The sequence below is a fragment of the Mesorhizobium sp. AR07 genome (assembly GCF_024746815.1).
GTDB lineage: Bacteria > Pseudomonadota > Alphaproteobacteria > Rhizobiales > Rhizobiaceae > Mesorhizobium.
In genome coordinates this window covers 1,747,128-1,771,854 of the sequence record NZ_CP080525.1, presented here as the reverse complement: position 1 = coordinate 1,771,854, position 24,727 = coordinate 1,747,128, and the positions used below count along the sequence as shown (strand labels likewise).

General features: G+C 64.3%; 10 protein-coding genes and 1 pseudogene. 7 read left to right on the top strand and 4 right to left on the bottom strand.

Features of this window, described 5'->3' with window-relative positions; all coding sequences use genetic code 11:
- Positions 1–109: 109 nt before the first annotated feature.
- From BPNPMPFG_RS08995 to BPNPMPFG_RS08985, 3 genes are all read right to left on the bottom strand, one after another.
- Positions 110–841 (bottom strand): M15 family metallopeptidase, encoded by a 732-nt coding sequence (locus tag BPNPMPFG_RS08995; RefSeq protein ID WP_258594803.1) that lies wholly within the window; start codon positions 839–841, stop codon positions 110–112.
- A 9-nt stretch (positions 842–850) separates the two neighbouring features.
- Complete coding sequence (gene pbpC, locus BPNPMPFG_RS08990; RefSeq protein ID WP_258594802.1) at positions 851–2,941, bottom strand: penicillin-binding protein 1C; 2,091 nt, start codon at positions 2,939–2,941, stop codon at positions 851–853.
- A gap of 219 nt (positions 2,942–3,160) precedes the next feature.
- Complete coding sequence (locus BPNPMPFG_RS08985) at positions 3,161–8,659, bottom strand: alpha-2-macroglobulin family protein (RefSeq protein ID WP_258594800.1); 5,499 nt, start codon at positions 8,657–8,659, stop codon at positions 3,161–3,163.
- 272 nt (positions 8,660–8,931) lie between these two features.
- On the opposite strand from BPNPMPFG_RS08985, the gene BPNPMPFG_RS08980 reads away from it, so the two are divergent.
- From BPNPMPFG_RS08980 to BPNPMPFG_RS43610, 7 genes and pseudogenes are all read left to right on the top strand, one after another.
- Positions 8,932–10,860: an autotransporter assembly complex protein TamA gene (locus tag BPNPMPFG_RS08980; RefSeq protein WP_258594799.1), complete on the top strand. Its 1,929-nt coding sequence runs from the start codon at positions 8,932–8,934 to the stop codon at positions 10,858–10,860.
- Positions 10,861–10,863: 3 nt separating this feature from the next.
- Positions 10,864–16,917 carry a translocation/assembly module TamB domain-containing protein gene (locus BPNPMPFG_RS08975; protein WP_258594798.1) on the top strand — a complete coding sequence of 2,018 codons (6,054 nt, stop codon included), beginning with the start codon at positions 10,864–10,866 and terminating at the stop codon, positions 16,915–16,917.
- 266 nt (positions 16,918–17,183) lie between these two features.
- Positions 17,184–18,836 carry an ABC transporter substrate-binding protein gene (locus BPNPMPFG_RS08970; RefSeq protein ID WP_258594797.1) on the top strand — a complete coding sequence of 551 codons (1,653 nt, stop codon included), beginning with the start codon at positions 17,184–17,186 and terminating at the stop codon, positions 18,834–18,836.
- A gap of 225 nt (positions 18,837–19,061) precedes the next feature.
- The gene (locus tag BPNPMPFG_RS08965) at positions 19,062–20,096 is read left to right on the top strand and encodes an ABC transporter permease (protein ID WP_258594796.1); all 1,035 of its coding nucleotides are present in this window, start codon (positions 19,062–19,064) and stop codon (positions 20,094–20,096) included.
- Between the two features lie 12 nt (positions 20,097–20,108).
- Positions 20,109–21,266 carry an ABC transporter permease gene (locus tag BPNPMPFG_RS08960; RefSeq protein ID WP_258594795.1) on the top strand — a complete coding sequence of 386 codons (1,158 nt, stop codon included), beginning with the start codon at positions 20,109–20,111 and terminating at the stop codon, positions 21,264–21,266.
- A 48-nt stretch (positions 21,267–21,314) separates the two neighbouring features.
- Positions 21,315–23,624, top strand: a pseudogene (locus BPNPMPFG_RS08955) (dipeptide ABC transporter ATP-binding protein); the annotation flags it as partial.
- Between the two features lie 84 nt (positions 23,625–23,708).
- Complete coding sequence (locus tag BPNPMPFG_RS43610) at positions 23,709–24,068, top strand: helix-hairpin-helix domain-containing protein (protein ID WP_495885007.1); 360 nt, start codon at positions 23,709–23,711, stop codon at positions 24,066–24,068.
- 28 nt (positions 24,069–24,096) lie between these two features.
- Here the strand turns inward: BPNPMPFG_RS43610 and BPNPMPFG_RS08950 are convergent, their stop codons facing one another.
- Positions 24,097–24,687, bottom strand: a complete 591-nt coding sequence (locus tag BPNPMPFG_RS08950) for a transglycosylase SLT domain-containing protein (RefSeq protein WP_258594794.1) — start codon at positions 24,685–24,687, stop codon at positions 24,097–24,099.
- Positions 24,688–24,727 lie beyond the last annotated feature (40 nt).

The window sequence follows — 24,727 nt, the reverse complement described above, 5'->3', positions numbered from 1 at the left end:
TCTCGGGATAATTATTAGCGACTGATAATTTATGTTGTAATTATACAACAACTTGCTGGTGTGCTGGGTTCGCCATACAGCAAATCGCCGGCTGGCGGCTGTCTCGGCCTCACTCGGCGGCGACGGGAAAGTCGAAACGCTGCTTGGCGAAGGGCTCGTGTTCCAGCGTGAAGTGCCACCATTCGCGGGCATAGTTCTTGAAGCCGCCCGCGCGCATGGCATCGACAAGCATTTCGCGGTTTGCCGCCGCTTCGTTGCTGAGCGGGTGGTGGACAGTTTCGCTCATCGGGTCGAAGCAGTCGAAGCCGGTGCCGAAATCGAGCGTGCCGGCATCTACGGCACCGCAGGCCAGTTTCGGCGCGGATGTCCTGTCGGTTCGCGCGATGGCGACATCGACCGTCGAGCCGCGAGAATGGCTGGACAGTTGACCGACATAGCCCTTGGCGATGAGGTCGCCGCGCTTGATCCACGGATACCATTGCGGATCGGGTGGTCCGCCCTCTCGCGTCCATTCGCCCATGTCGGCGACGGCACGGGCAGGGCGGTAGCAATCGAACACGACCAGCGCCAGGCCTTTGGCGGCGATTGCCTTCTGGACACGACCGAGTGCCCTGGCCGCCTGCTCGGTGAGGATGCAGACCGGTGCGTCATAGCCATTGGCTTTGCGATGGAGGAAATTGTCCGATCCGGCGTAGCGGATGTCCTGGCGGATCGAGGGGTCGACATCGGCGAGCCGGACAAAGCCGGCGGGCAGCGCGTCGGCATGTGCCGGCAGAGCGAGAGCCGCGACCACAAGTGCGCAAAAGCCAATGCGCTGAATCGCCTGGCGCGTTCTATTCAAGGAACGCTTTCACTCGACAAACACTTTCACGCTGGCCGCACGTCCAGCGGCGTCGATCACGGTCAGCGTCGAGTAGCCGGTACCGTCCGGTTGCCACGTCGCGGTACGGCGGCGATCGATGCCGGTGAGCGGCTTGCCGTTGGCCAGCCAGCGGAACGGCGCACGGCCGCCTTGCAGCTTCAGCACCAGTGGCGAGGCATCGGCTGAGTTGGTGCCAAGATCGACGCGGGCGCCGTCCGGTGGAAAGATGATGGTTGGCGCGGGTTCGGTCGGCGTCGCCTGCACCAGCCCGTCCGAACCGGTCCCAAAGCGGGCGAGCGTCATCGGCAGGTCCTCGCGTTTGGGGCTGAGGACGCCGGGCGGCTTGCCCGGCAAGGGCACTGTGGCCAGGCCGGATCGGACAAAGCCCTCGAACAGAATGGGAGCGGCCGAGACATAACCTGACAGGCCGGGCACCGCGCCGGCGTCGGGGCGGCCGACCCAGACGCCCAGCACGTAGCGGCCGTCGAAGCCGACCGACCAGGCGTCACGGTAGCCGTAAGAGGTGCCGGTCTTGTAGGCGATGCCGCGCTGCAAGGCGCCCTCGGGCGGCTTGACGCCCGACAGGATGTCGATGATCTGCCAGTTGGCCTGATTGTCGAGGATGGTGGCGGTGGTGCGCTCGGCGCTGGCCGGCTCGGTGCCGTCGTGCAGCGTGTGCGTCTTGCCGCCATTGGCTAGCCCTGTGTAAAGCTGGACGAGATCGCGCAATGTCACGCCAACGCCGCCGAGGCCGATGGCCAGGCCCGGGGCTTCGTTGACCGGCAGTATTGGATTCACCCCCGCCTGGCGGAACCGCGCCATCAGCCGCGTTGGCCCGACCGCGTCGAGCACGCGGATCGCCGGCACGTTGAGCGACAGCTGCAGCGCCTGGCGAATGCTGACGTCGCCCTGGTAGCCCATGTCGAAATTCTTCGGCCGGTAGCCGGAGAAATCGACGGGGCTGTCGTCGATCAGCGTTTCCTGCGCCACCAGCCCCTGCTCGAAGGCGAGACCGTAGATGAACGGCTTCAGCGTCGAGCCGGGCGAGCGGACGATCTTGGTCATGTCGATCCAGCCGGAGCGGCTGGCGTCGAAGAAATTGGCGGAGCCGACTTCGCCAAGGATGTCGCCGGTGCGGGCGTCGGCGAGCACCATGGCGACGGACAGACGCGGCCCGAGCTTGGTGGCGGCGTCCCTGGCTACCTGTTCCAGCCCTTCCTGGACGCTCTTGCGGATCGTCAGCTGCAAGGGCTGGCCGGGAACAGCCTTGGGCAGCATCGCATAGGCGGCGTGCGCGGCGAGTGCCGGCAGCGTGCGGCGCAGACCCGACACATCGTCGAGGGCGGCGCGCGCGGCCTCGCGCTCGCCGAGCAGACCGGAGGAGACCATCCGGGTCAGCACCCGGTCGCGCGCGGCGTGGGCAATCTGCAGGTTGCGGTCGGGCCTGCGCCTTTCCGGCAGCTGCGGCAAGGCGACGAGCAGGGCGGCTTCGGAAACAGTGAGCCGCTTCGGTTCCTTGCCGAAATAGGCGAGCGAGGCGGCGCGCACGCCTTCCAGATTGCCGCCATAGGGCGCCAGCGTCAGATAGCGTTCGAGGATTTCGCGCTTGGACAGCCGGCGCTCGATCTGGATGGCGCGCAGCATCTGCTTGATCTTGGAGCCAAGGCTGCGGCTTTCGCGCGGCTCGATCAGCCGGGCGAGCTGCATCGACAGGGTCGAGCCGCCGGAAACGATGTGGCCGCTGGTGGCGAACTGGCCGGCGGCGCGGGCCAGCGCCAGCACGTCGACGCCCTCATGATCCCAGAAGCGCTTGTCCTCATAGGTGACCAGCATGTCGACAAACTGCTTGTCGACCTGGTCGAGGCGGGTTTCGAGCCGCCAATAGCCGTCCGGCGTGGCGAAGGCGCGCAACAGCTGGCCGTCGCGGTCCTGGACTTCCGTCGAGACCGTGAGTTCGGCCGGCAACGGCGGCGGGAAGGCGCGGTCGAGTTCCCAGAGGCCGGCTGTGGACAGGGCGAGGGCGCCGGCGCAGGATGCTGCGGTGATGGCGGCGCGGCGAAGGAGCTTTCTTGAAAGCATGGCGCTGCCCCTCATTGCCCTGCCGGGCATTTCTCCCCGTATAGAGACGGGGAGAAATGGGCCTGCACCGAGGCTTTCGCCAATTTTGGACGTAGCAGAACAGGTGCCGACGATCGCGACAGTCCTCTTCTCCCCGTCGCTATACGGGGAGAAGGTGCGGGCAGGCGGATGAGGGGCAGCGCTGTCGCCATGTCCATGATCGCCACCATCATCGGCGCCTTACGGCGCCTTGATCTCCATCATGCCGGTAGCAGTACGGGCCGAATATTGCGGCCGGTACATGTCCTCCACCGTTGCCGCCGGGTGGGCGTAGGTGCCCGGCGTCACGGCGCGCACGACATAGGCGAGCGTCAGATTGTGGTCGTGGTCGCCGTCGCTCGGGTTGAACGCCGCGACGAAACGGTCGTCGCGGAATTCGAGATGGGCGGCGTCGGTCTGCGCGAGCCAGGAGAAGTTCGTCAACTGGGCGCTGGAGACCAGGCCAGGATTGTCGATCTCGAAGCCGGCCGGCAACAGGTCGGTGATCAAGAGGCGCGAAGGCCAGGTGTTCTGCTCGTTGACCTTGAGAACGACGACATAGCGTTCGTTCTGGGTTGCCTCTGTCACATTGGCCTCGGTGCCATCGAGCTTGTAGTAGGTGCGCTCGATGGTGAAGCCGTTGCCGCCCGCCGGCAAGGGCTGGATCGGCGACGCCACGGTGGTGACGACGGCCTGCAGCGGTGTCTTGCCGGTGTTGGCAATGGTCAGCGGGCTGTCGGCCAGGTCACTGCCGTTGAGCTGGTTGGAATAACCGCCCGAATGCGGCGCGCCATTGACAGTCAGCGTGATCGAATCATTGCCTTCCTTCAATGCGCGGGCCGCCAGCAGCATCCAGGATTCGTCCTGGGTGCTGGTCCAGTCGGCCTGGGCGCGTTCCCTGGTCACCAGCTTGATCAACTCCGGCACGACTGTCGGCACTGGCTTCGATTCCGCCGCCAGCGCCAGCATCGCCGCGCCATCACGCAAGGGCGAGCCGTAGTCGGAGCGGTAGTAGTCGTAGTCGGTGGTCGACTTGGCCAATCGCAAGGCGGTCTGGAACGTGGATTCCGCGCGCGGCGTATCGCCGTAGAGCGCGAGGCTGGCCGCCAGCTGGGCAACCGCCATCGGGCTTGAGAAGGCTTCGAGCTGGGTGTCGGCATAGTAGCGCAGATCACCGATCGAGGCCTTCTTGTTGCGTGCCAGAACGTAGAGGGCGTAGGCGATCTCGCTGCCACGGTCCTGTACGCTCTGGTCGTAGCCGAGCGAGTTCTGCAGGTTGCTCAGCGCCTGGTTCATGGCCAGGCTCGGCACGTCGTATTTCTGCTCGCGGGCCCTGGTCAGGAAGTCGGTGACATAGGCATCGAGCCAGAGGTCGCCGGAGCCCGGACCCCACAGGCCGAAGCTGCCGGCAGAGGCCTGATAGCTCAGAACCTTGTAGATGGCGTCCTGGATGCGGCCATGGATGTCGGGGTCGCTGGCCATGCCGATGCCTGACGCCATTTCATTGACGTAGAGAAGCGGCATGGCGCGGCTGGTGGTCTGCTCGGCGCAACCATAGGGGTAGCGGTCGAGCGTCATCAAGAGCGAGGGCACGTCGAAGGCTGCCGCCTGCGAAACGCCGACGCTGACGGAGGCGCCGTCGAGCAGGCTTGCCGCCAAGAGTTCCTTGTCGACGCGCAGCGCGCCGCCATTGCCCTTGAGGTCGACCACCAGGCGGGTGGTGACCGGCAACTGCGCCGGGCGCACCGGCACATAGAGCGTCTGCTCGACCTTGGTGCCATCGGCATGGGCGAGCTTGATGGTGAGCGAGGCGTTGCCCGCCGTCTGTGCGATCAGCGGCACGGTCAGGGTCTGGCGCTTGCCCTGGGCGAGCGTCAGCTTCTGGGGCAGGGGCTTGTCGCCGGTCGACAGGTCGCCCGTCGTTTCGATCGACAGCGCATAGTCGCCGGCCGGGCCATCGGTGTCGGCGACATCGAGGCGCATGACGGCGGCGTCGCCAGGCGCCAGGAAGCGCGGCAGGCCGGCGGTGATCACCACCGGATCGCGCACGATGACGTCGGACTGGGCATGGCCGACCGCTTCCTTGGTCCAGGCGACAGCCATGACGCGCACGGTGCCGTTGAACTGCGGAATGTCGAAGTCGATCCGCGCCTTGCCGTCAGCATCGAGCTGGACCGGACCGGAGAAGAAGGCGACCAGCTTTTCGGTCGGTGGGCTGCCTTGCGTCTGCATGTTGGCGCCATCGCCGCCGGTCCTGAGCTTGCCGGTGTTGCCCAGCGAGCCGTCGATCAGGCGGCCGTAGAGGTCGCGGATTTCCATGCCCAGCATGCGCTGGCCGAAGAACCAGTTCTCCGGATCCGGCGCCTTGTAGTTGGTCAGGTTGAGGATGCCGACATCGACGGCGGCGACCATCACATAGGCGTTGCTGCCCGGCTGCATGCCGGCCACCGCGATCGGGATCGACAGCTGCTGGCGCGGCATGGTCTTGTCCGGCGGCGTCAGGGTGATGGCGAGCTTCTTCGAGCCCGGATCGACCTTCAGCCATTTCACGCCGATGGCGCGGGCCGGCATGCGCGTCTCCTGCGCATCACCCGGCCGGAACAGGGTTGCGGTGACGTAGGCGCCGGCGCCCCAGTCATTGCCTACCGGGATATCGACGGTGCTGCCGCCGGCCGGCACCGTTGCGGTGACGGTCTTCAACAGCTTGTCGGAGCCGATGTTGATCAGAAGTTCGCCGGCAAAATGCGGCGAGACCTTGAGCTTGGCCACTTCGCCGGCGGCATAGGTATCCTTGTCGAGGGCGATCTCGAGGCCGTCAGGTGTTTCAGTGGTGATCGAGGAAACGTACCAGCCGGCGTCGAACTCGTAGCTGGTTGCCGGGCCTTCGGGATCCGATGTCTCGACCTCGAGCCGGTACTGGCCCCAATCGACCGGCACGGAGACCGTTGCGTCGCCATCGGCGCTCAGATCGACCTGGCCGTTGGCGATCGACTTGGTGAAGGTGACCGGCTCGTAGTTCCATGAATTGTTGGAGCGGTACCACTGGTAATTGCGTTCGACCTTGACCAGCGTCCACTGCGCGCCTTTCAGCGCTTCGCGCTTGCCGTCGGGATCGACGGCGATCAGGCTGAACTTCGCCGTGCCGCCCTGCGGCACTTCATTGTCGGCGAAATCCGGACGGATGCCGATCATATGGCCTTGCGGGCGGATGCCGATGTTGAGCGAGCGCTCGATGGCGCGGCCACCGGTTTCGCGCATGCGTACCGTCACCTTGGCGTCGACCAGCTTGGTGGTCGACGGCAGCTGTTCGACGGTGATCGGGAAGGTGACCTTGCCGTCGTCGCCAACCACCGGCAGATCGGTGAGGGGCGTGACCGTGGGTTGCGCCGACTGCTCGTCGGCGAGGCCGAAGGAAAAGCCCTGGAAGCGGTCCCAATCGCGGGACGTCGACAGCGTCAACTCGCCTTCCAGCGCCAGCCCCGCTGCCGGCGCGCCATAGAGGAAGCGACCGTCAATGTTGATGTTGGCGGTTTCGCCCCGCGCGATCTCCTGCTTGTCGGACTTCATGTCGAATTCGATGCGATCCGGCACGAAATCCTCGACCAGGAACATCTGGCTGGCCACCGCCGGCTGCTTGGGATCGGTATGGATCGACACCGACCAGGTGCCGCGCATGGCGTTCGGCTCGAGCGGCAGGTCGACGGCATGGCCGCCGGCCGACGCGCCGTCACTGACGATGCGACGGTCCTCGACGCCGTCGGGGCGCGAGAAGATGAAGGTCAGCGGCAGGTTCTCGACCGCCTTGGCGGCGCCATCGCGGGCAAGGGCCGCGACATGGACATCCTCGCCGGCGCGGTAGATGCCACGCTCGGTCCAGGCATAGACGTCGAGCGCGCCGGGCGCCGGGCGTCCGGTGACGCCGCGGTCGGACAGGTCGAAGCCGGCCCGGCCCATGTCGAGGAAGACGAAATCATTGTCGCCCTGCTTGGCCATCAGCACCGCCGGCACCATGCCGCCGTCGCCACGCGTCAGTCCGGGGTTGAAGACGGCGTGGCCGTCCGCATCCGTGGTCGCGGTGCCGAGAACCTCGTTGTTCCGGGCAACAAGCGTCAGTTCGGCGCCTGTGATAGGCTTGGCGCTGCCCAGCGAGCGGGCAAAGACATTGAGCCCGTCCTGGCCGGTATAGGTCGACAGACCGATGTCGGAGACGACGAACCATTGCGTGGCCATCGAGTTGTAGCTGTCGCTCTTGCCATTGACGGCCTGGGCGGTCAGCACATAGACGCCGGGCTTGCGCTGCGGCAGCGCCTCGTCGACGGGGAAGGAGGTGGTCACCTCCTTGTTCAGATCATTGGCGATGTCGAGCTGGCCTTGCCAGACGGGCTCGCCCATCTGCTCGGAAATGTTGGAGATATCATAGCCGTCCAGCTGGTGCAGGAACTGGTAGCCGGACAGAAGCTGAGCCAACGAGCGGTCGCCGATGCGGTAGAGCTTCATTTCGGCGGCGTTCATGTTGACGGTGACGACGGGAATGCCGCGGCGCGCGCCGGCCGGCAGCACGAAGCTGTCGCCGGTGAAGCGGGCCGAGGGTGCCCGGTCCTGCACATAGATCGACAGCACCACGGGGGCGGCGGTCACCTCGCCGATGGCGGCCGGCAGACCGGCGCGGAAGGTGACGTCGTAGTGCTGGCCATGCTCCAGCCCTTCGATGCAGATCTGCTTGTCCTTGGCCTCGACGCCCTTGGGCGGCGCGTTGTCGACGGTGACGAACTGCGCGTAGTCGACGCCGGTCTTGACCAGATCCTCGGAGAATTGCGCGCAGATGCGCGGTGCGCTGGTGTCGGCATCGACGGTGTGGTCGATGACGCGGAAACCCTTGCGCGCCTTGAGATCGGCATAGTCGGCCTGGACCGCCGGCGAAGGTACCAGCGCAAGGCTGGCTTCATAGGCCTGCAGGGCCGGTCGGTAGAGATCGCGCTTGTCGAGGCCATTGCCGAGCTGCGCCAGCACTTCGGCGCGCGTCTTGGTGGTGCGCAGCAGCTTGTAGGCGTTGAAGGCCGCCGATGTGCCGTTTGCCGGCAAAGTGGAGGCTTCGGAGGTGTTGGCGGCGGGCTGCACGGCCAGCGTTTCACGCGCCAGGTTGAGCCAAAGCTGACCATCATCAGGCATGATCGAGACCGCTGCTTCGTATTTCAGCATTGCGGAACGATGATCGCCGGTGAGCACTGCCTGCTCGGCAGCGTTGGTCAGCGCAGCCATACCGTCCTTCGGCTTGTCATACCCTGGGCCGAGCAGCTTGTTGCGGTATTGCTGGGCCTGGTCGGCCATCCAGTTGGGGAAGAAGGCGAGTTCCGGCGGCGCGCCGATATCGGGATCGCCGTCGAGTTTGACGACCTTGCCGGCGACGGCGCCGTTGAACGGCTTCAACTGGTTGTAGTCGGATTTGAGGAAACACCATTTGGCCTTGGTGTTGTAGGTGAAGGCGCGGCAGGCCGGATCGCCAAGACATGTCGTCTTGCACTGATCGAGCGTGACATTCTGGTCGGACCTGAGGTCAAAGCCGAAATAGTCGGAATTGTCTGACGTCGCGATTCGCCGGGCTTCGGCTGCTTGCGCGACACCACTCCAGGTCAAGACATTGGCCCAGGCGAAAATGAGAAGAATCAGGATCGACAGACCACGAGCCGCGCGCATTGCCATAACACCCTCCAGACACTGCTGACGTCCGGGCATGTTCAAGCTTCAGTCAAGCTTGTCAACACAAGGACGCGGCAGGGTTCCGCCTGCCAACGGTTTCCTTTCCGGCCAATGGCCGGTAGTAACCTCCATAGGACAGGGGATCACGCTTTCTTGCGGCGACGCAAAAGGTGTGAATTCCAAGCCCGGCCTATTTCAGACAATTGGATTGTGGCTCCTTTACGAGCGCTTCAGAACTTCATTCCAATTTTAGTTTTTCAACCTAGGTTGTCTTAATGCCGGCGCATGAAGAGCAGATGTCAGGAGGTATCGCGCCAGGGCGCGTGCTTCCGCGCGCCCTGCTTTTGGCCATGCTTTGCTCGACCGCCCTTGTCGCCGAATCGCGGCCGGCGGCCGCTTTCGAGCTTTTCGGCATCAAGCTGTGGGGGGCGTCGAACGACGAGGACGCCGACATCGTCGATCCGCTCCGCTATGCCGTGACCATCTCCGCGCCCGATGCCGACAAGGATCTCGTCAAGAAGCTCGAAAACGCCTCGGCCCTGAAAAGCGACGAGGAGCGCCCGGTTTCCGGCTCGCTCGGGCTGATGGCCAAGGCGCGCAGCGATCGCGAACAACTGGTCGCCGCGCTTTATGCCGATGCCCGTTATGAAGGCGTCGTCACCATCACCATCGACGGCAAGCCGTTGGATGACTTGCCGCCGGATGCCGAATTCAAGGGCCCGCAGCCGGTCCCAGTGGTCATCGATATCGCCAGCGGGCCGAAATTCACCTTGGGCAATATCCGGCTTGATGGTGATGCGGCGGGGCTGATGAGCGCCGACTATGGGCTGATCGCCGGCGGCGACGCCGGCTCCGGCGCCGTGCTCAAGGCCGAGGCGCTGATCGTGCGAGCGTTGAAGCAGGAGGGCAGGCCGCTGGCCAAGGTGACCGACCGCCAGATCGTTGCCGACCATGCCACCTCGACGCTCGACGTGACACTGACGGTCGCCGCGGGGCCGGTCGCCGGCTATGGCGACACCACGGTAGAAGGCACCGAAAAGGTCGACCGCGATTTCACCGAATACATGACCGGCCTCAAGCGCGGCCGGCAATACTCGCCCGACGAGATCAGCGATGCGCGCGACCGGTTGCTGGCGCTCGAGGTCTTCAACAGCGTGACGTTCAAGGAAGCCGACAAGCTCGATGCCGACGGCAACATTCCCATCGGCGTCCAGGTCAGCGAGCGCAAGCCACGCTTTTTCGGCGTCGGCGGCACGTTCTCCAACACCGAGGGTCTTGGCCTGGAAGGCTATTGGGGCCACCGCAACCTGTTTGGCCGGGCCGAAAAGCTGCGCATCGACGGCGCCATCAGCGGTATCGGCAGCAACAATCTCAGCAAGCTCAACTACAATGCCGGCATCATGTTCGAAAAGCCGGGCGTGATCGGACCGGCGTCAAAGTTCTTTGCCAGTCTCAAGACAGTGCTCGAACATCCTGATGCCTATGACCATTTCTCGGTCAAGGGCAGCACAGGCCTGTCCTACGAACTGACCAAGAAGCAGACAGTGTCCGCCGAAGTGTCACTCGACTATTCCCGAATCCACGACGCCTTCGGCAAGCACAAGTACCTGATCGCCAGCATCCCGCTGCAATATGTTTATGACAACAGAGATAATAGGCTGAACCCGACCAGCGGCTTCCGGGTGCTGGCCTATGCCGAGCCGAGCTACGACATTCTGAGCGGTGCGGCCTTCCTCAAGTTGAAGGGCGAGGGGTCGGCCTATCAGTCGCTGGATTCGGCCTCGAAGTTCGTGCTGGCCGAACGCGTCGCGGTCGGTTCGATCGTCGGCACCGGACTTCAGAATGTGCCGGCGGACCGGCGCTTCTATTCCGGCGGTGGCGGTTCGGTGCGCGGTTACGCCTATCAGGGCATCGGCCCGAAGGATCCTACCGGTCAGCCCATCGGCGGCCTGTCGTTCTTCGAGACGTCGGTCGAGATGCGCATCGCCATCACCGACACGATAGGCATCGTCCCGTTCGTCGATGCCGGCACAGTGTCGACGAAGGCGGTCCCCAATTTCTCCGACGTCAAGGTCGGTGCCGGTATCGGCCTGCGCTATGTCACGCCGTTCGGGCCGCTGCGCATCGACGCCGCCGTGCCGCTCAACCGCGACCCCAGTGATCCGCATTTCGGCATCTATGCCGGCATCGGACAGGCGTTCTGAGCGATGAAGATATTCAGACGCATCCTTCGCATTGTCTTCTACACGCTGCTCATCGTGGTCGCCGGAGCGATCGGCGCGCTGGTGGTGCTGACCAAGACAGAGCGTGGCCGCGACAATCTTGCCGGCATCATTTCGCGGCTGGCATCGAGCGATGATCGCAAGATCACCGTCAGCGGCATTGACGGCATCTGGTCGGGCGCGCTCAGCGTCGACCATGTCGTGGTGGAGGATCGCGAGGGCGCCTGGCTGGTGGCGCGCAAGGTCGCCGTCGACTGGTCGCCGCTGGCGTTGTTGTCGAAAAGCTTCAGCGCCGAGCGCATCGCGGCCGAGCGCATCGAACTGGCCCGGTTGCCTGTGGCCAGCACGCAGCCAGCGCAGAGCGGCGGCACGACGACGCTGCCGGTCTCGCTCGACATCAAGCAGATCGACCTGCCCGAAATCGCGCTTGGGCAGGATCTGGCCGGCAGCGGCATTGCCGAACTCGCCGCCAAGGGCATGCTCAAGGCCGACGCCGCGCCGCTGGCGGTCGAGACGACGCTCAACGTCACCCGCCATGACGGCAAGCAAGGCAATGTCGAGGCCAAAGTCCATTTCGCGCCAGCCGACAACAAGCTCGACCTCGATCTGAAGGCATCGGAACCGGCGGGCGGCATCATCGCCAACCTGCTCAAATTGCCTGATGCGCCGCCGGTCGAAATCATTGTCTCGGGGACGGGGCCACTGGCCAACTGGAGCGGCATCGGTACCTTCGTTGTCGACGGCCAGATCGTCACCCAGCTCACCGGGCGCCATCAACTGACCGACAAGGGTAATCACGTCGAGGCCAAGGGTGACGGCGACTTTGCCCGCTTCCTGCCGGAGAATTTGAAGGCGCTGTTTGCCGGCAAGACCAGCTTCGATGTGGCGGGCACCGCCACGTCAGCCGGCGGCGTCAGTGTCGATCGCGCCAACATCGACAGCGATGCCATGCACGGCAACGCATCCGGCATCGTCGATCCCGCCGGGGCCAGCGACCTTTCGGTCGAACTCGCCGCCAAGGGCGCCCCCGTGGTGATCAGCGTCGGCAGCAAGGCACAGCCGATCACGCTGGCGATCAGCAACGCCACCGCCCGCGCGTTCGGCGACGGCAAGGCACCGATCATCGACATCGGCGCCTCCTTCGTGTCGATTGTCGCCGGCGGCACGCGACTGGACGATCTAGCGGCGCAAATTCATTCCGACGGCTTCGACATCCAGAATCGCGCCGGGCCGGTTGCCGTCAAGCTGGAGGCGGGTGGTCTCAAAACCGACGTGGCGACGCTGGCGCCGTTGATCACCGGCAAAGTCAATGTCGATCTGGCCGGGTCGGTCAGCAAGGACGCCATTGTTATCGACCAGGGCACGTTGCGCTCCGATGCGGTCAATGCCTCGCTGACGGCGACGGTGGCGCTTGCCGACCTGTCGATGCGGCTCAAGATGAATGCCGATGCGGTGGCGACGGCCTTGCCGCCGCAGATCGCCTCGGTGCTCGGCGCCCGGGTGAAATTCTCGGCCGCCGCGACCCGCGATCCACAGGGGTCGTTTGCCGCCAATTCGATCTCATTGACCTCCGGCACGCTCAGCGCCAGCGGCACAGCCAGCGCGCAAGGCACGGACATCCAGGCCGACATCACGGGCACGCTGGGTGACGTTTCGGTGCTGTCGCCGATGGTCGGCGTCCCTGTTGCGGGTGGCATCGATTTCTCGCTCAGCGCCAAGGGTGCGCGCACCGCGCCCGATTTCACGGTCTCCGCCAACAGCGACAGCCTGACGGCCTCGGGCCGCACGGTGAAGACCATCAAGCTGACCGCGAGCGGCAAGGCCGACATCGCCGACCCCGCCGCCAATGTCTCGCTGACCGGTTCCGTCAACGACCAGCCGCTCGACATCAAGGCGGCACTGGTGACGAGCGAAGGCAAGCGGTCGATCAACGGCTTCCTGATCTCGCTGGGCGACAACAAGGTCTCGGGCGATCTCGCGCTGGATGACAAATTCATGCCCTTGGGCACGCTGACGCTCGCCGCGCCCGCCATCGATCAGCTGGCCGCGCTCGCCGGCCAGGCGGTGATGGGCGACATCGACGGCACCATCCGCTTCGCCAGGGATGGCGACGCGCCCTCGGTCGCCATCGACGCGAAGAGCACGTCGATCGCGCGTGGCGAGGTGACGGCCAAGGCGATCACCGTCAACGCGCTGATCGCCAACTATCTGAAGGCCCCGGCGATCGCCGGTTCGGTCAAGGCCGACAGCGTCACCTCCGGCAGCACCGAAATCGGCGGCATCGGCGTCGACCTGAAGCGCGATGGCGACTGGACCAATTTTACCGGCGGCGCCACCATAGCGGGCATTCCGGCGACTGCTGCAGGCCGGGTGAAGATCGCTGACGGCATCACCAGCGTCGAGATCGCCTCTGGCGAGGCCACGGTTCGTGGCATCAAGGCGGCGATCGCGCAGCCATCGACGCTCTCCATCGCCAATGGCACGACCAGCATCGAAAAACTGGCGCTCGATGTCGGTGGCGGCTCGGTGACGCTGTCCGGCACCGCCGGTCGGACGCTCGACCTGGTAGCGCAATTCTCAGCACTGCCGGCAGCACTCGCCAATGAATTTTCGCCCGGCCTCGATGCCGTGGGAACACTGGGCGGTACCGCTGAAGTGACCGGGTCGCCGTCGGCTCCCGAGGTTCGGTTCAACGCGCAATTGGCTGGTGTCGAAACCAGTCAGACTCGCCAGGCCGGACTCGGGCCGCTCGCGCTCGACGCGGCCGGCAGCTACACCATGGCCGGCGGCGTCGCCCTCGACCACGCGACGCTCTCCGGCGACAAGATTTCGGGCAAGGCGACAGGCACAATCAATCCCAACGGCGCTAGCGATTTTGCTCTCGACCTCGCCTCGACCGGTCCAAGCCTGCCGCTGACGCTGGGCAGCGCGGAAAGCCCGATCAAGCTCGAACTGCAGGCGCTGTCGCTGAAAGCCGCCGGGCAGGGCACGCAGCCACGGCTCGACATTTCGGCGACGCTGCCCTCGGTCGCCACCAAGCTGGCCAAGGTCGAGGGCGTCGCGGTCGCCTTGCATTCCGATGCTTTCGATCTGAAGGCCCGGACGGGTCCGATCTCCGGCACTGTGTCGGCCGACGGGATCGGTCTCGACAATCCGACCATCGCGCCGCTGATCGCCGGCAAGGTCACGGCCAAGGTTGCCGGCAGCCTCGCCACGGACGCCGTCACCATCGACAACGGCTCGGTGACGAGCGATGCGCTGAACAGTGGTTTTAGCGGCCGGATATCGCTGGCCGACGGCGCCATCGATCTCAATTTGAAAGCTGATGCGGCTTCCGCAGCGCTGCCGGCCGCGGTGCGCGGCGTGCTTGCCGAGCGCACGCAACTCAGTGCTGCGCTGAAGCGCGATGCATCGGGCAATGTCAATGTCGATGGATTGAAGCTGGCCTCGGGTGCGCTGACTGCCGAGGGTCAGGCCAGCCTCGCCGACAACAAGGTCGCCGCCGACATCAGCGGTGCTCTCACCGACATTTCCCTGCTGTCGAAGGACGCCAAGGGCGCCATTGCCTTCGCCCTGAATGCGCAAGGACCGGCCACCGCGCCCGATCTGTCGCTGACGGTCAATAGCGACCGGCTTCTGGTGGCGGCGCGCGAGATCACCGGCCTGAAACTCACCGCCACCGGCAAGGCCGATGCCGCCAATCCGGCGGCGAATGTGCAACTGACCGGCAATGTCGCCGGCCAGGCGCTGCAAGGCAGTGCGGTGCTGGCGACTGCCGACGGCAAGAGCGCCATCAATGGACTGCTGCTGTCGCTCGGCAAGAACAGGATTTCCGGCGATCTGGCGCTGGATGAGAAGTTCGTGCCGGTCGGCACCATCGCGCTCGATCTGCCCGATATCGGTCCGCTGGCGGCACTTGCGCTGGAAAAGGCCGAAGGCGACGTGCGCGGGACGATCGCTTTCTCGAAGAATGGCACCGCGCCACAAGTCGCCATCAAGGCGGCGACGGCATCGATTGCGCGCGGCGACCTCCAGGCAAAAGCCGTCTCTGTCGATGCGCTGATCGCCAACTATCTGGCGGCACCGGTGATCTCCGGAAAAATCCGTGCCGACACCGTCACCTCCGGCGGTACCTTGATCAGTGGCATCAATGTCGATTTGAAGCGCGACGGCGACTGGACCGGCTTTTCGGGCGGCGCCACCGTCAAGGGCATTCCGGCGCAGGCCGCAGGCCGGGTGAAAGTGGCCAATGGCACGACCACCATCGAACTCGCTTCCGGCCAGGCGACCGTCCAGGGGATCAAGGCGGCCATCGCACAGGCCTCGACCGTCAGCATCGCCAATGGCACGACGACGCTGGACCGGCTGGTGCTCAACCTGGGTGGCGGGACGGCGACGGTGACCGGCAAGGTCGGCACGGCGCTCGACATCAATGCGACGCTGGCACGCGTGCCGATGTCGCTTGCCAACAGTTTCTCGCCAGGCCTCGATGCCGCCGGTTCGATCTCGGGCACGGTCAAGGTGACGGGCGCGCCGGCGAGCCCCGCCGTTGCCTTCAACATCGACGCGTCAGGCGTGCAGACGTCGCAGACCCGCGGCGCGGGAATTGGCGCGGTGAGTGTTTCTTCTTCCGGTACCTTCGCCGCCAACAGGCTGGCCTTCAACGCCAATGTCAGCGATGGAGCCGGCCTTGGCCTCAAGGGCGGCGGCACAGTGACGACGGCAGGCACGCCGGCGCTGGTGCTCGACTTCAATGGCACCGTGCCCTTCGGCGTGCTTGGCCAGAAGCTTGCCGCGCAGGGGCTGTCGCTGTCCGGAACGGCCAATGTCAACGTGCAGGTGCGCGGTCCCGCGACATCGCCTGTCATCGGCGGCTCGGTCAGCACCTCCGGCGCGCGCCTGGTCGATGCGCGCTCCGGTCTCGCGGTCAACGATCTCGCCGCCGACGTGTCGATCGGCGGCGGTGTCGCCAGGATCAACCGGCTGACCGGAACGCTGTCGACGCGCGGCAGCCTGTCGGCCAGCGGCACGGTTGGCATCAACCCGGCTCAGGGGTTTCCGGCCGATCTGTCGATCAAGCTGGTCGACGGCCGCTATACGGATGGCAGGGTGGTGACCGCCAATCTCGGTGGCGACCTGACGATCAAGGGACCGCTGACATCGGCACCGGTCATTGCCGGCACCGTCAATCTCGCCAAGACGGTGATCACGGTTCCAGACAAATTGCCGGGCTCGCTGGCGGCGCTCGACGTCAAGCACAAGAATGCGTCAGGTGCGGTACGGGCACAGGATAAGGCGCTGCGCCCGGCGACGACCAGCGGCGGTGGCGGTGGCGGCGGCCTTGCTCTCGACGTCACGGTCAACGCGCCGAACCAGATCTTCATCCAGGGCAGGGGCGTCGATGCCGAACTCGGTGGCTCGCTCAGGCTGACGGGGCCGGCCTCGTCGCCGCAAGCGGTTGGCACCTTCACCCTGCAGCGCGGTCGGCTGTCGATCCTCGGCAAGCGGCTGACCTTCACCGAGGGCACGGTCGGCTTCTCCGGCTCGCTGGTGCCTTACCTCAACCTGACGGCGACAACGACGACGACCAGCGCCACCGTCACCATCCTGGTGTCGGGCGAGGCGACCAATCCGAAATTCACCTTCTCCTCGGTGCCGGCGCTGCCCGAGGACGAGGTGCTGGCTCAGCTGATCTTCGGGCGCTCGATGTCGAACCTGTCGCCGCTGCAGATCGCCCAGCTCGCCGAAGCGGCCGGGCAACTGGCCGGGGTTGGCGGCTCGACGTCGCTGCTGGAAAACCTGCGCAGCGCCATCGGCGTCGACGATCTGGACGTCACCACCGACGACAAGGGCGGCACGGCGGTTTCAGCCGGCAAGTATCTCAACGACCGCACCTATGTGACGATCCAGAAAGGCGACAAACCGGGCTCCGGCAAGGCGACGATCGACCTCAATGTCGGGCGCGGCGTCAAATTGCGCGGCGAGGCCAACGATGCCGGCGAGGCCAAGGGCGGTATCTTCTACGAGAAGGAATACTGATATTTCGATGAGGCTTTTGGCCTCATCGTGGCTCAAGGCTGGCGCTGTCCGGCCTTCGGTAAATGGCTCAGTTTAATCGACTATCGAGATTCCAGCGGAATCGGTCGGGCAGTAGCAATTTTGCGCCAAGACTGTCGTTATCGCGCGAACCGCTCCCTTTCCAAAGTTGCACATTCGCTAACATGTTCCCAATCCATGCCGTCTTTGACATCATGGCCTGGATGCGGAATGTTAAAAGGCGGAAAGCCAACAATGGGAGTTAAGTCATGACAATTTACAAGAGCAATGGCGATCGCGTTCCGGATCACATCCTGGCGATGGCCGAAGACGCCAAGGCAGGCAAGGTGGATCGCCGCGAGTTCCTGGCCATGGCCAGCGTCTTCGGTGCATCGACGGCAATGGCTTACGGCTTGCTCGGCCTCGCCGACCCGACGCCGGCGAAGGCCGAAGAGGTAAAAGGCAAGAAGGGCGGCACGCTGAAGATCGCCCAGTGGATCAAGGATCCGAAGGACCCGCGCAAGGCCGACTGGTCGGAAATCGCCAATGCCGAGCGCCAGGCACTCGAGCCGCTGGTCAAGTACACGTCCGAATACACGTTCCGCCCCTATCTGCTGGAAAGCTGGGACGTCAATGACGACGCCACGCAGTACACGCTGCATGTGCGCAAGGGCGTGACCTGGTCGAATGGCGACGCCTTCACCGCCGATGACATCATCTTCAACCTGAAGCGCTGGGCCGACAAGAAAGCCGAAGGCAATTCGATGCCCGGCCGTCTCGGCTCGCTGGTCAAGGACGACAAGCTCGACGAAAGTGCCGTGACCAAGCCGGACGACCACACGGTCGTGCTGAAGCTAACCAAGCCTGACATCGCGCTGATCCCGAACATGTGCGACTATCCGGGCCTGATCGTCCACAAGAGCTTCGATCAGAAGGGCGGCGATTTCAAATCCTGCCCGATCGGCACCGGTCCGTTCGAACTCGTCTCCTACGATGTCGGCCAGAAGGTCGTCTACAAGCGCCGCACCGACAATAAGTGGTGGGACGGCGAAGTGTTCCTCGATGGCCTCGAATTCATCGATTACGGCACCGATCCGGCAGCCATGGTCAGCGCTTTCGAAGCCGGTGAAGTGCACACCAACTTCGAGACCTCGGCCGACTATGTGTCGATCCTCGACGGCATGGACCTGGTCAAGTCGGAAATCGTCACGGCGTCGACCATCGTCTGCCGCACCAACGTCAACAACAAGCCCTATGGCGACCAGAAGGTGCGCCACGCGTTGCAGCTGGCGGTCGACAATAAAGTCGTCCTGCAGCTCGGCTACGGCAATGCCGGTTCGGTCGCCGAAAACCACCATGTCTGCTCGATCCATCCGGAATATTACGAGCTGCCCAAGGTTGCGCGTGATCCGGCCAAGGCGAAGGCGCTGATGGCGGAAGCCGGCCAGGCCGACTTCGAACACGAGCTGATCACCGTCGACGAGGACTGGCACAAGAACACCGGCGATGCGATCGCTGCCCAGTTGCGCGACGCCGGCATCAAGGTGAAGCGCACCGTGCTTCCGGGTTCGACGTTCTGGAACGACTGGACGAAGTATCCGCTGTCGATGACCAATTGGAACATGCGCCCGCTCGGCGTCCAGGTTCTGGCCATCGCCTATCGCACCGGCGAGGCCTGGAACGAGGCTGGCTGGTCGAACCCCGACTGGGATGCCAAGCTCAATGCGGCGCTTGCCGTTGCCGACGCCGCCAAGCGCAAGGAAATGATGAAGGACATCGAGCAGATCCTGCAGGATTCCGGCATCATGATCCAGCCGTACTGGCGCAAGCTCTACAGCCATTCGGTCAAGGCGGTGCAGAACTACAAGATGCATCCGACCTTCGAGCGCGACTACGGCAAGGTCTGGCTCGAACAGGCTTGATCGCACCGACAAGGGGGAGGGGCGTCGGTCCCTTTCCCTCGCTCTTGGCATCATCCGCCCCTGTGGTCCGCGCTTCTCAAAAAAGTTGCGGACTCCCGGGCAAGGTCGTGCAACAAAACAGGGTTGATCGCATCCGAAGGCCTGTTTGACAGCCAGCCCCGCCGGTCACGGCAGGGTTGGTTTTCATAGCCGGCTCGAACCCCAACCCATCGGCAGGGGACCGCCATGCTTTCTTTCGTTATCAGGCGCCTTGGCACCATGGCTTTGACGATGCTGTGCCTGACCATGGTCGTCTTCTTCCTGATCAACCTCGAACCCAATCTGAAGAAGCTGGCGATCAGCCAGACCGAAATGCATACGTCGGCCGAGCAGCTCGAGAGCTGGCTGGTCAGTCATGGCTACCGGCAGAATTTCTTCGTCCGCTACGGGCAGTGGCTTGGCGTCGTGCCCAAGCAGCCGGTGACCGATCCGGCGACCGGCAAGCCGGCGCAGCGTTTCAGCTTCTGCAATGACCCGATCGTGCCGACCTTCGCCGGTGTCTTCGAGGGCGATTTCGGCTGCTCGACCAAGTTCAAGGCAACGGTCGCCTCGAAACTGTTTCCCGCCCTCGGCGCCACCGGCATCCTGATGTTCTGGGTGCTGGCGGTGATGGTCCCGATCTCGCTTTTGATCGGCATTCTGGCCGGCATGCGCGAGGGGTCGCGAACCGACCGCGTGCTGTCGGTGGCCTCGATCGCCTCGACGGCGACACCCGAATATGTGTCGGGCGTCATCTTCACCGTCATCTTCGCCTCATGGCTTGGCTGGCTGAACGGTTCGGCGGCTTCGGCGAGCCAGGGCATCACCTTCTACAATTTCACCCTGCCGGTGATGACGCTGGCGATCTACGGCATCGGCTACATCGCCCGCATGACGCGCGCTTCGATGGTCGAGGTGATGACGCAGCAATATATCCGCACCGCCCGATTGAAGGGTCTCTCCTTCGGCAACGTGGTGGTGAAGCACGCGTTGCGCAATGCGCTGATCGCGCCGTTCACGGTCATCATGCTGCAGTTTCCCTGGTTGCTCACCGGCGTCGTCATCGTCGAGGTGATGTTCCGCTACCAGGGTTTTGGCTACACGCTGGTCGAGGCGGCCGGCAACAACGACATCGACCTGCTGCTCGGCTGCTCGCTGGTCTCGGTGTTCATCGTCTTGATCACGCAGCTCATTTCCGATGTCGGCTACGCGTTCCTCAATCCGCGTATCAGAGTTCAGTAGGGGGCGAAGCGGATGCCGGTTCAATACATCAGTGGCTTCACCGTGGTTCTCGAAGTGCTGTCGCGCTTCTGGCCCGTCTGGATCGCACTCCTCATCGTCATGGGAACGAGCTTCGCCTACAAGAAGAAGCTGGCGCTCTACGGCCAACTGTTCGACAGCGGCGTCGGCATCGTCGGCGTCGGCATCTGCCTGTTCTGGCTGTTCACGGCGATCTTCGCCGCGACCATCTCACCCTTCGATCCGCTGGCCCAGGTCCCAATCATGAAGGACGTGCTGCCGGGCGCCATCGAGCCGCAATCGGGACTGACCTATCTGTTCGGCGGCGACAAGCTGGCGCGCGACGTGTTTTCGCGCATGGTCTATGGCAGCCAGATCGTGCTGATCATCGCGCCTGCCGCAACCGGCTTCGCGCTGATGGTCGGCATCACGCTCGGCCTGCCGGCGGGCTATTATGGTGGCAAGATCGACACGGTGCTGTCGTTCCTGGCCAACCTCGTGCTGGCCTTCCCGGTGATCCTGCTGTTCTACCTGCTGGTGACGCCGGGCATCATGGACACGCCGATCCCCTATGCGATGGCCGGCGTGTTCTTCCTGTTTCCGATCATCTTCTTCAGCGTGCTGTTCTGGACGCGCTACAAGAACCGGCCGGACCGGCTGTACATCCTTCTCGGCATCACGCTGATCGTCGGCGGCTGGATCTACCTCGGCCTTGTGTTCGACAAGGACCCGCTGCACATCGTGCATATCGATCCCAACCAGCTCAACATCTTCGTGGCGGTGGTGTTTGCCTCCAGCCCCGGTGTGTTCCGCATCGTGCGCGGCCTGGTGATGGACATCAAGACGCGCGACTATGTGGCGGCGGCGCAGACGCGCGGTGAATCGCCCTGGTACATCATGCTGTGGGAGATCCTGCCAAATGCGCGCGGGCCGCTGATCGTCGATGCCTGCCTGCGCATCGGCTACACCACCATCCTGCTCGGCACGCTCGGCTATTTCGGCCTTGGGCTGGCGCCGGAAAGCCCGGACTGGGGCACCGCGATCAAGGACGCCAGCCGCCTGCTGCGCTCCTTCATCCACCCGGCGCTGCCGCCGACGATCGCGCTGATGTCGTTCGTGCTGGGCTTGAACCTGCTCGCCGACTCGCTGCGCGAACAATCGATGAAAGACTGATTGACGGGCTCTGGCCCGCGTCTGGTAAAATTTGGATTGGAGCGACCCATGAATGAGGCAGTTCGAAATCCCGCCAAACCGACCCCTGGGCCGACCAATGGGCCGATCATCGAGATCGAGAACCTGTCGATCTCCTTCTTCACCCGTAAGGGCGAGATCCCGGCCGTCATGGATTTTTCATGCACGGTCATGCCGGGCGAGGCGATGGGCATCGTCGGCGAATCCGGCTGCGGCAAGTCGACGGTGTCGCTCGGCATCATGCGCGACCTTTCCAACATCGGAAAGATAGTCGGCGGCAAGATCAAGTTCCAGGGCAAGGACATGGGCGAGCTCTCCGATGAGGAGCTGCGCTCCATTCGCGGCAACAAGATCGCGATGATCTACCAGGAGCCGATGGCGAGCCTCAACCCGGCGATGAAGGTCGGCCAGCAGCTGATGGAAGTGCCGCTGATCCACGACAAGGTGTCGAAGGAAGAAGCCTATAAACGTGCCCTGGACATGGTGCGCTCGGTCAAGCTGCCCGACCCCGAGCGCATGATGCGCTCCTATCCGCACCAGCTCTCCGGCGGCCAGCAGCAGCGCATCGTCATTGCCATGGCGCTGTTGTCGAAGCCGGCGCTGCTTTTGCTCGACGAGCCGACGACGGCGCTCGACGTGACGGTCGAGGCGGGCATTGTCGATCTGGTCAAGGGGCTGGGCGAGAAGTTCGGCACCTCGATGATCTTCGTGTCGCATAATCTCGGCCTGATCCTCGAAACCTGCGACCGCATCACCGTGATGTATTCCGGCGAAGCGGTGGAGACCGGCAAGATCAAGGACGTGTTCGACCGGATGCGCCATCCCTATACGCAAGGGCTGTTCCGCTCAATCCCGCTGCCCGGCGCCGACAAGAACTCGCGGCCGCTGATCTCCATTCCCGGACAGCTGCCGCTGCCGCATGAGCGGCCGAAGGGCTGCAATTTCGGCCCGCGCTGCCACCATTTCGTCGAGGGCGTCTGCAACGCCGCCGAAATCCCGATGATCGAGGTCGCGGGTCACGAAGGCCATTTCTCGCGCTGCGTGCGCTTCAACGAGATCGACTGGGAAGCGCTGCCGCCCGGCGCCAAGAAGGTCAATGAGCGCGTCGTGCCCGGCGCGCCGGTGCTCAAGATCGAGGATCTGAGAAAATACTACAAGGTCGGTGGCAGCGAGGTGTTCGGCTCGAGCGAAGGCCGTGTCGTCAAGGCCAACGAGACGATCTCGTTCATGGCGCGCGAATCCGAGACCGTCGCCATCGTCGGCGAATCCGGCTGCGGAAAGTCGACGCTGGCCAAGGTGCTGCTTGGGCTGGAGACGGCAAGTGCCGGCACGGTGACGCTGGGCAACAAGGAAATCCAGTCGACCGGCATTGAGCGCCGCAGTGTCGAAACCGTGTCGTCGATCCAGATGGTATTCCAGAACCCGTTCGACACGCTCAATCCCAGCCATTCTGTCGGTTCGCAGATCATCCGCACGCTGGAGAAATTCAATGTCGGCAAGACGGTTGCCGACCGCCGCAAGCGCATGCTGGAACTGCTCGACCTGGTGAAGCTGCCCAGGGCTTTCGAGACCCGCAAGCCACGCCAGCTTTCAGGTGGCCAGAAGCAGCGCATCGGAGTGGCCCGGGCCTTTGCCGGCGACGCCAAGGTGGTGGTGGCCGACGAGCCGGTCTCGGCCCTCGACGTCTCGGTGCAGGCGGCGGTGACTGAGCTGCTGATGGACATCCAGCGCAAGAACAAGACGACGATGCTGTTCATCAGCCACGATCTGTCGGTCGTGCGCTACATCGCCGACCGCGTCGTCGTAATGTATCTCGGCTATATCGTCGAGCAAGGCACGACCGACCAGATCTTCGCGCCGCCCTATCACCCCTATACCGAGGCGCTGCTGTCGGCGATCCCGATCGCCGACACCAGCGTGGTCAAGCGCCACATCGTGCTGGAAGGCGACATTCCTTCGGCGATGAACCCGCCGTCGGGCTGCCCGTTCCAGACGCGCTGCGGCTACAAGAAGCTGGTGCCGGACAATCTGTGCGAGACCAAGGTGCCGCCGGTCAAGCATCTCGGCGATGGCCATATGAGCCTGTGCTGGCTGGCCGACGACGTGCTGGCCAAGATGGAGCCGGTGATCAAGTTCGACAAGGAACATGCGGCACATGAGGGCGTGCCGGAAGACGGGCCGCGTGGCGTCGGCCCGGGACTTGTCGGCACGCCGCCCAACCGGCCGCACGGCAAGACGGCGAGCGCGGAAGCCGACGCGGTGGGGCAGGCCGCCGAGGAAACGGAAGCCGTTTCACGAGCCCGCCAACACGAGGTTCGCGACGAGGTTTCGGAAACCGGCGGGCCAGCGACCGATGCCAATGCCACCTCCGCGCCGTTCACGCCAAGAACGCTTGGCGACGGTCGTCAGGCGGAGAATGCACGCGTGGCACCGGCGGGCGGGCGGGCCGCGAGGCCGACCAAACCAAACCAGACGGCCGCTCCGCTGACCGGCGCCAGCGCCGTCGACAAGAATCGACCATCAGGCATCGGCAAGCCTGCCGAGCCCGACGATCTGAAGCTGATCGCCGGCGTCGGCCCGAAGATCGAAGGCATCCTGAATGGTCTCGGCATCTTCACCTACGCGCAGGTCGCGGCGTGGAAGAAGGCCGAGCGCGAGTGGGTCGACGACCATCTGAAGTTTCACGGCCGTATCGAGCGCGACGACTGGGTCAAGCAGGCCAAGGCGCTCGCCAAGGGTGGCGAGGCTGAATACATCAAGGTGTTCGGCAAGAAGCCGCGCTGACCGGAACGACGTTACCGCGGCAGATCTTTCAGCTGCCGCACTGGCTCAACTGCTGCGCATAGTCCCGCGCCATCTTTTCGGTGGCCCGGGCATAGCCCTGCACGCCGGCATCGCCGCGATTGCCGCGGCCATAGGCGGTCCAGCCGAGATAGTAGGCGAGATAGAGATTGTAGGTGTCGTTGCGCGCGACGCCATACGTGTCCGATGTCTTGGAGTGATACCAGCCGACGAAATCGACGGCGTCGGCGAATTTCGTCCGCCGCGCCGCCCAGTTGCCGGTTTCCCGCTGATATTGCGACCAGGTGCCGTCCAGGGCTTGCGAAAAGCCGGTGGCCGACGAGACACGTTTCCAGGGGATGAAGCCGAACAGCTTGGTGCGCGGCGGCCGGGCATTGCTCTTGAAGCCGGATTCCTTGCGCACCGTCGCCATCAGCACGGGAACCGGCACGCCGTATTTCCGCTGTGTGCGTTCGGCGGCCGATTGCCAATTGTCGAACCAGCCATCGTTCTGATCGAAGACGGCGCAGACATTGTTGATGTGACTGGGCGCGGTGGCGCAGGCCGACAATGCCAGCAGCACGCAAACCGCACCAATTTTACTAAAACTCGAACTACGCATTGGATGAGCAATAGACCGAAAACATAAAAGGAATCTTGCT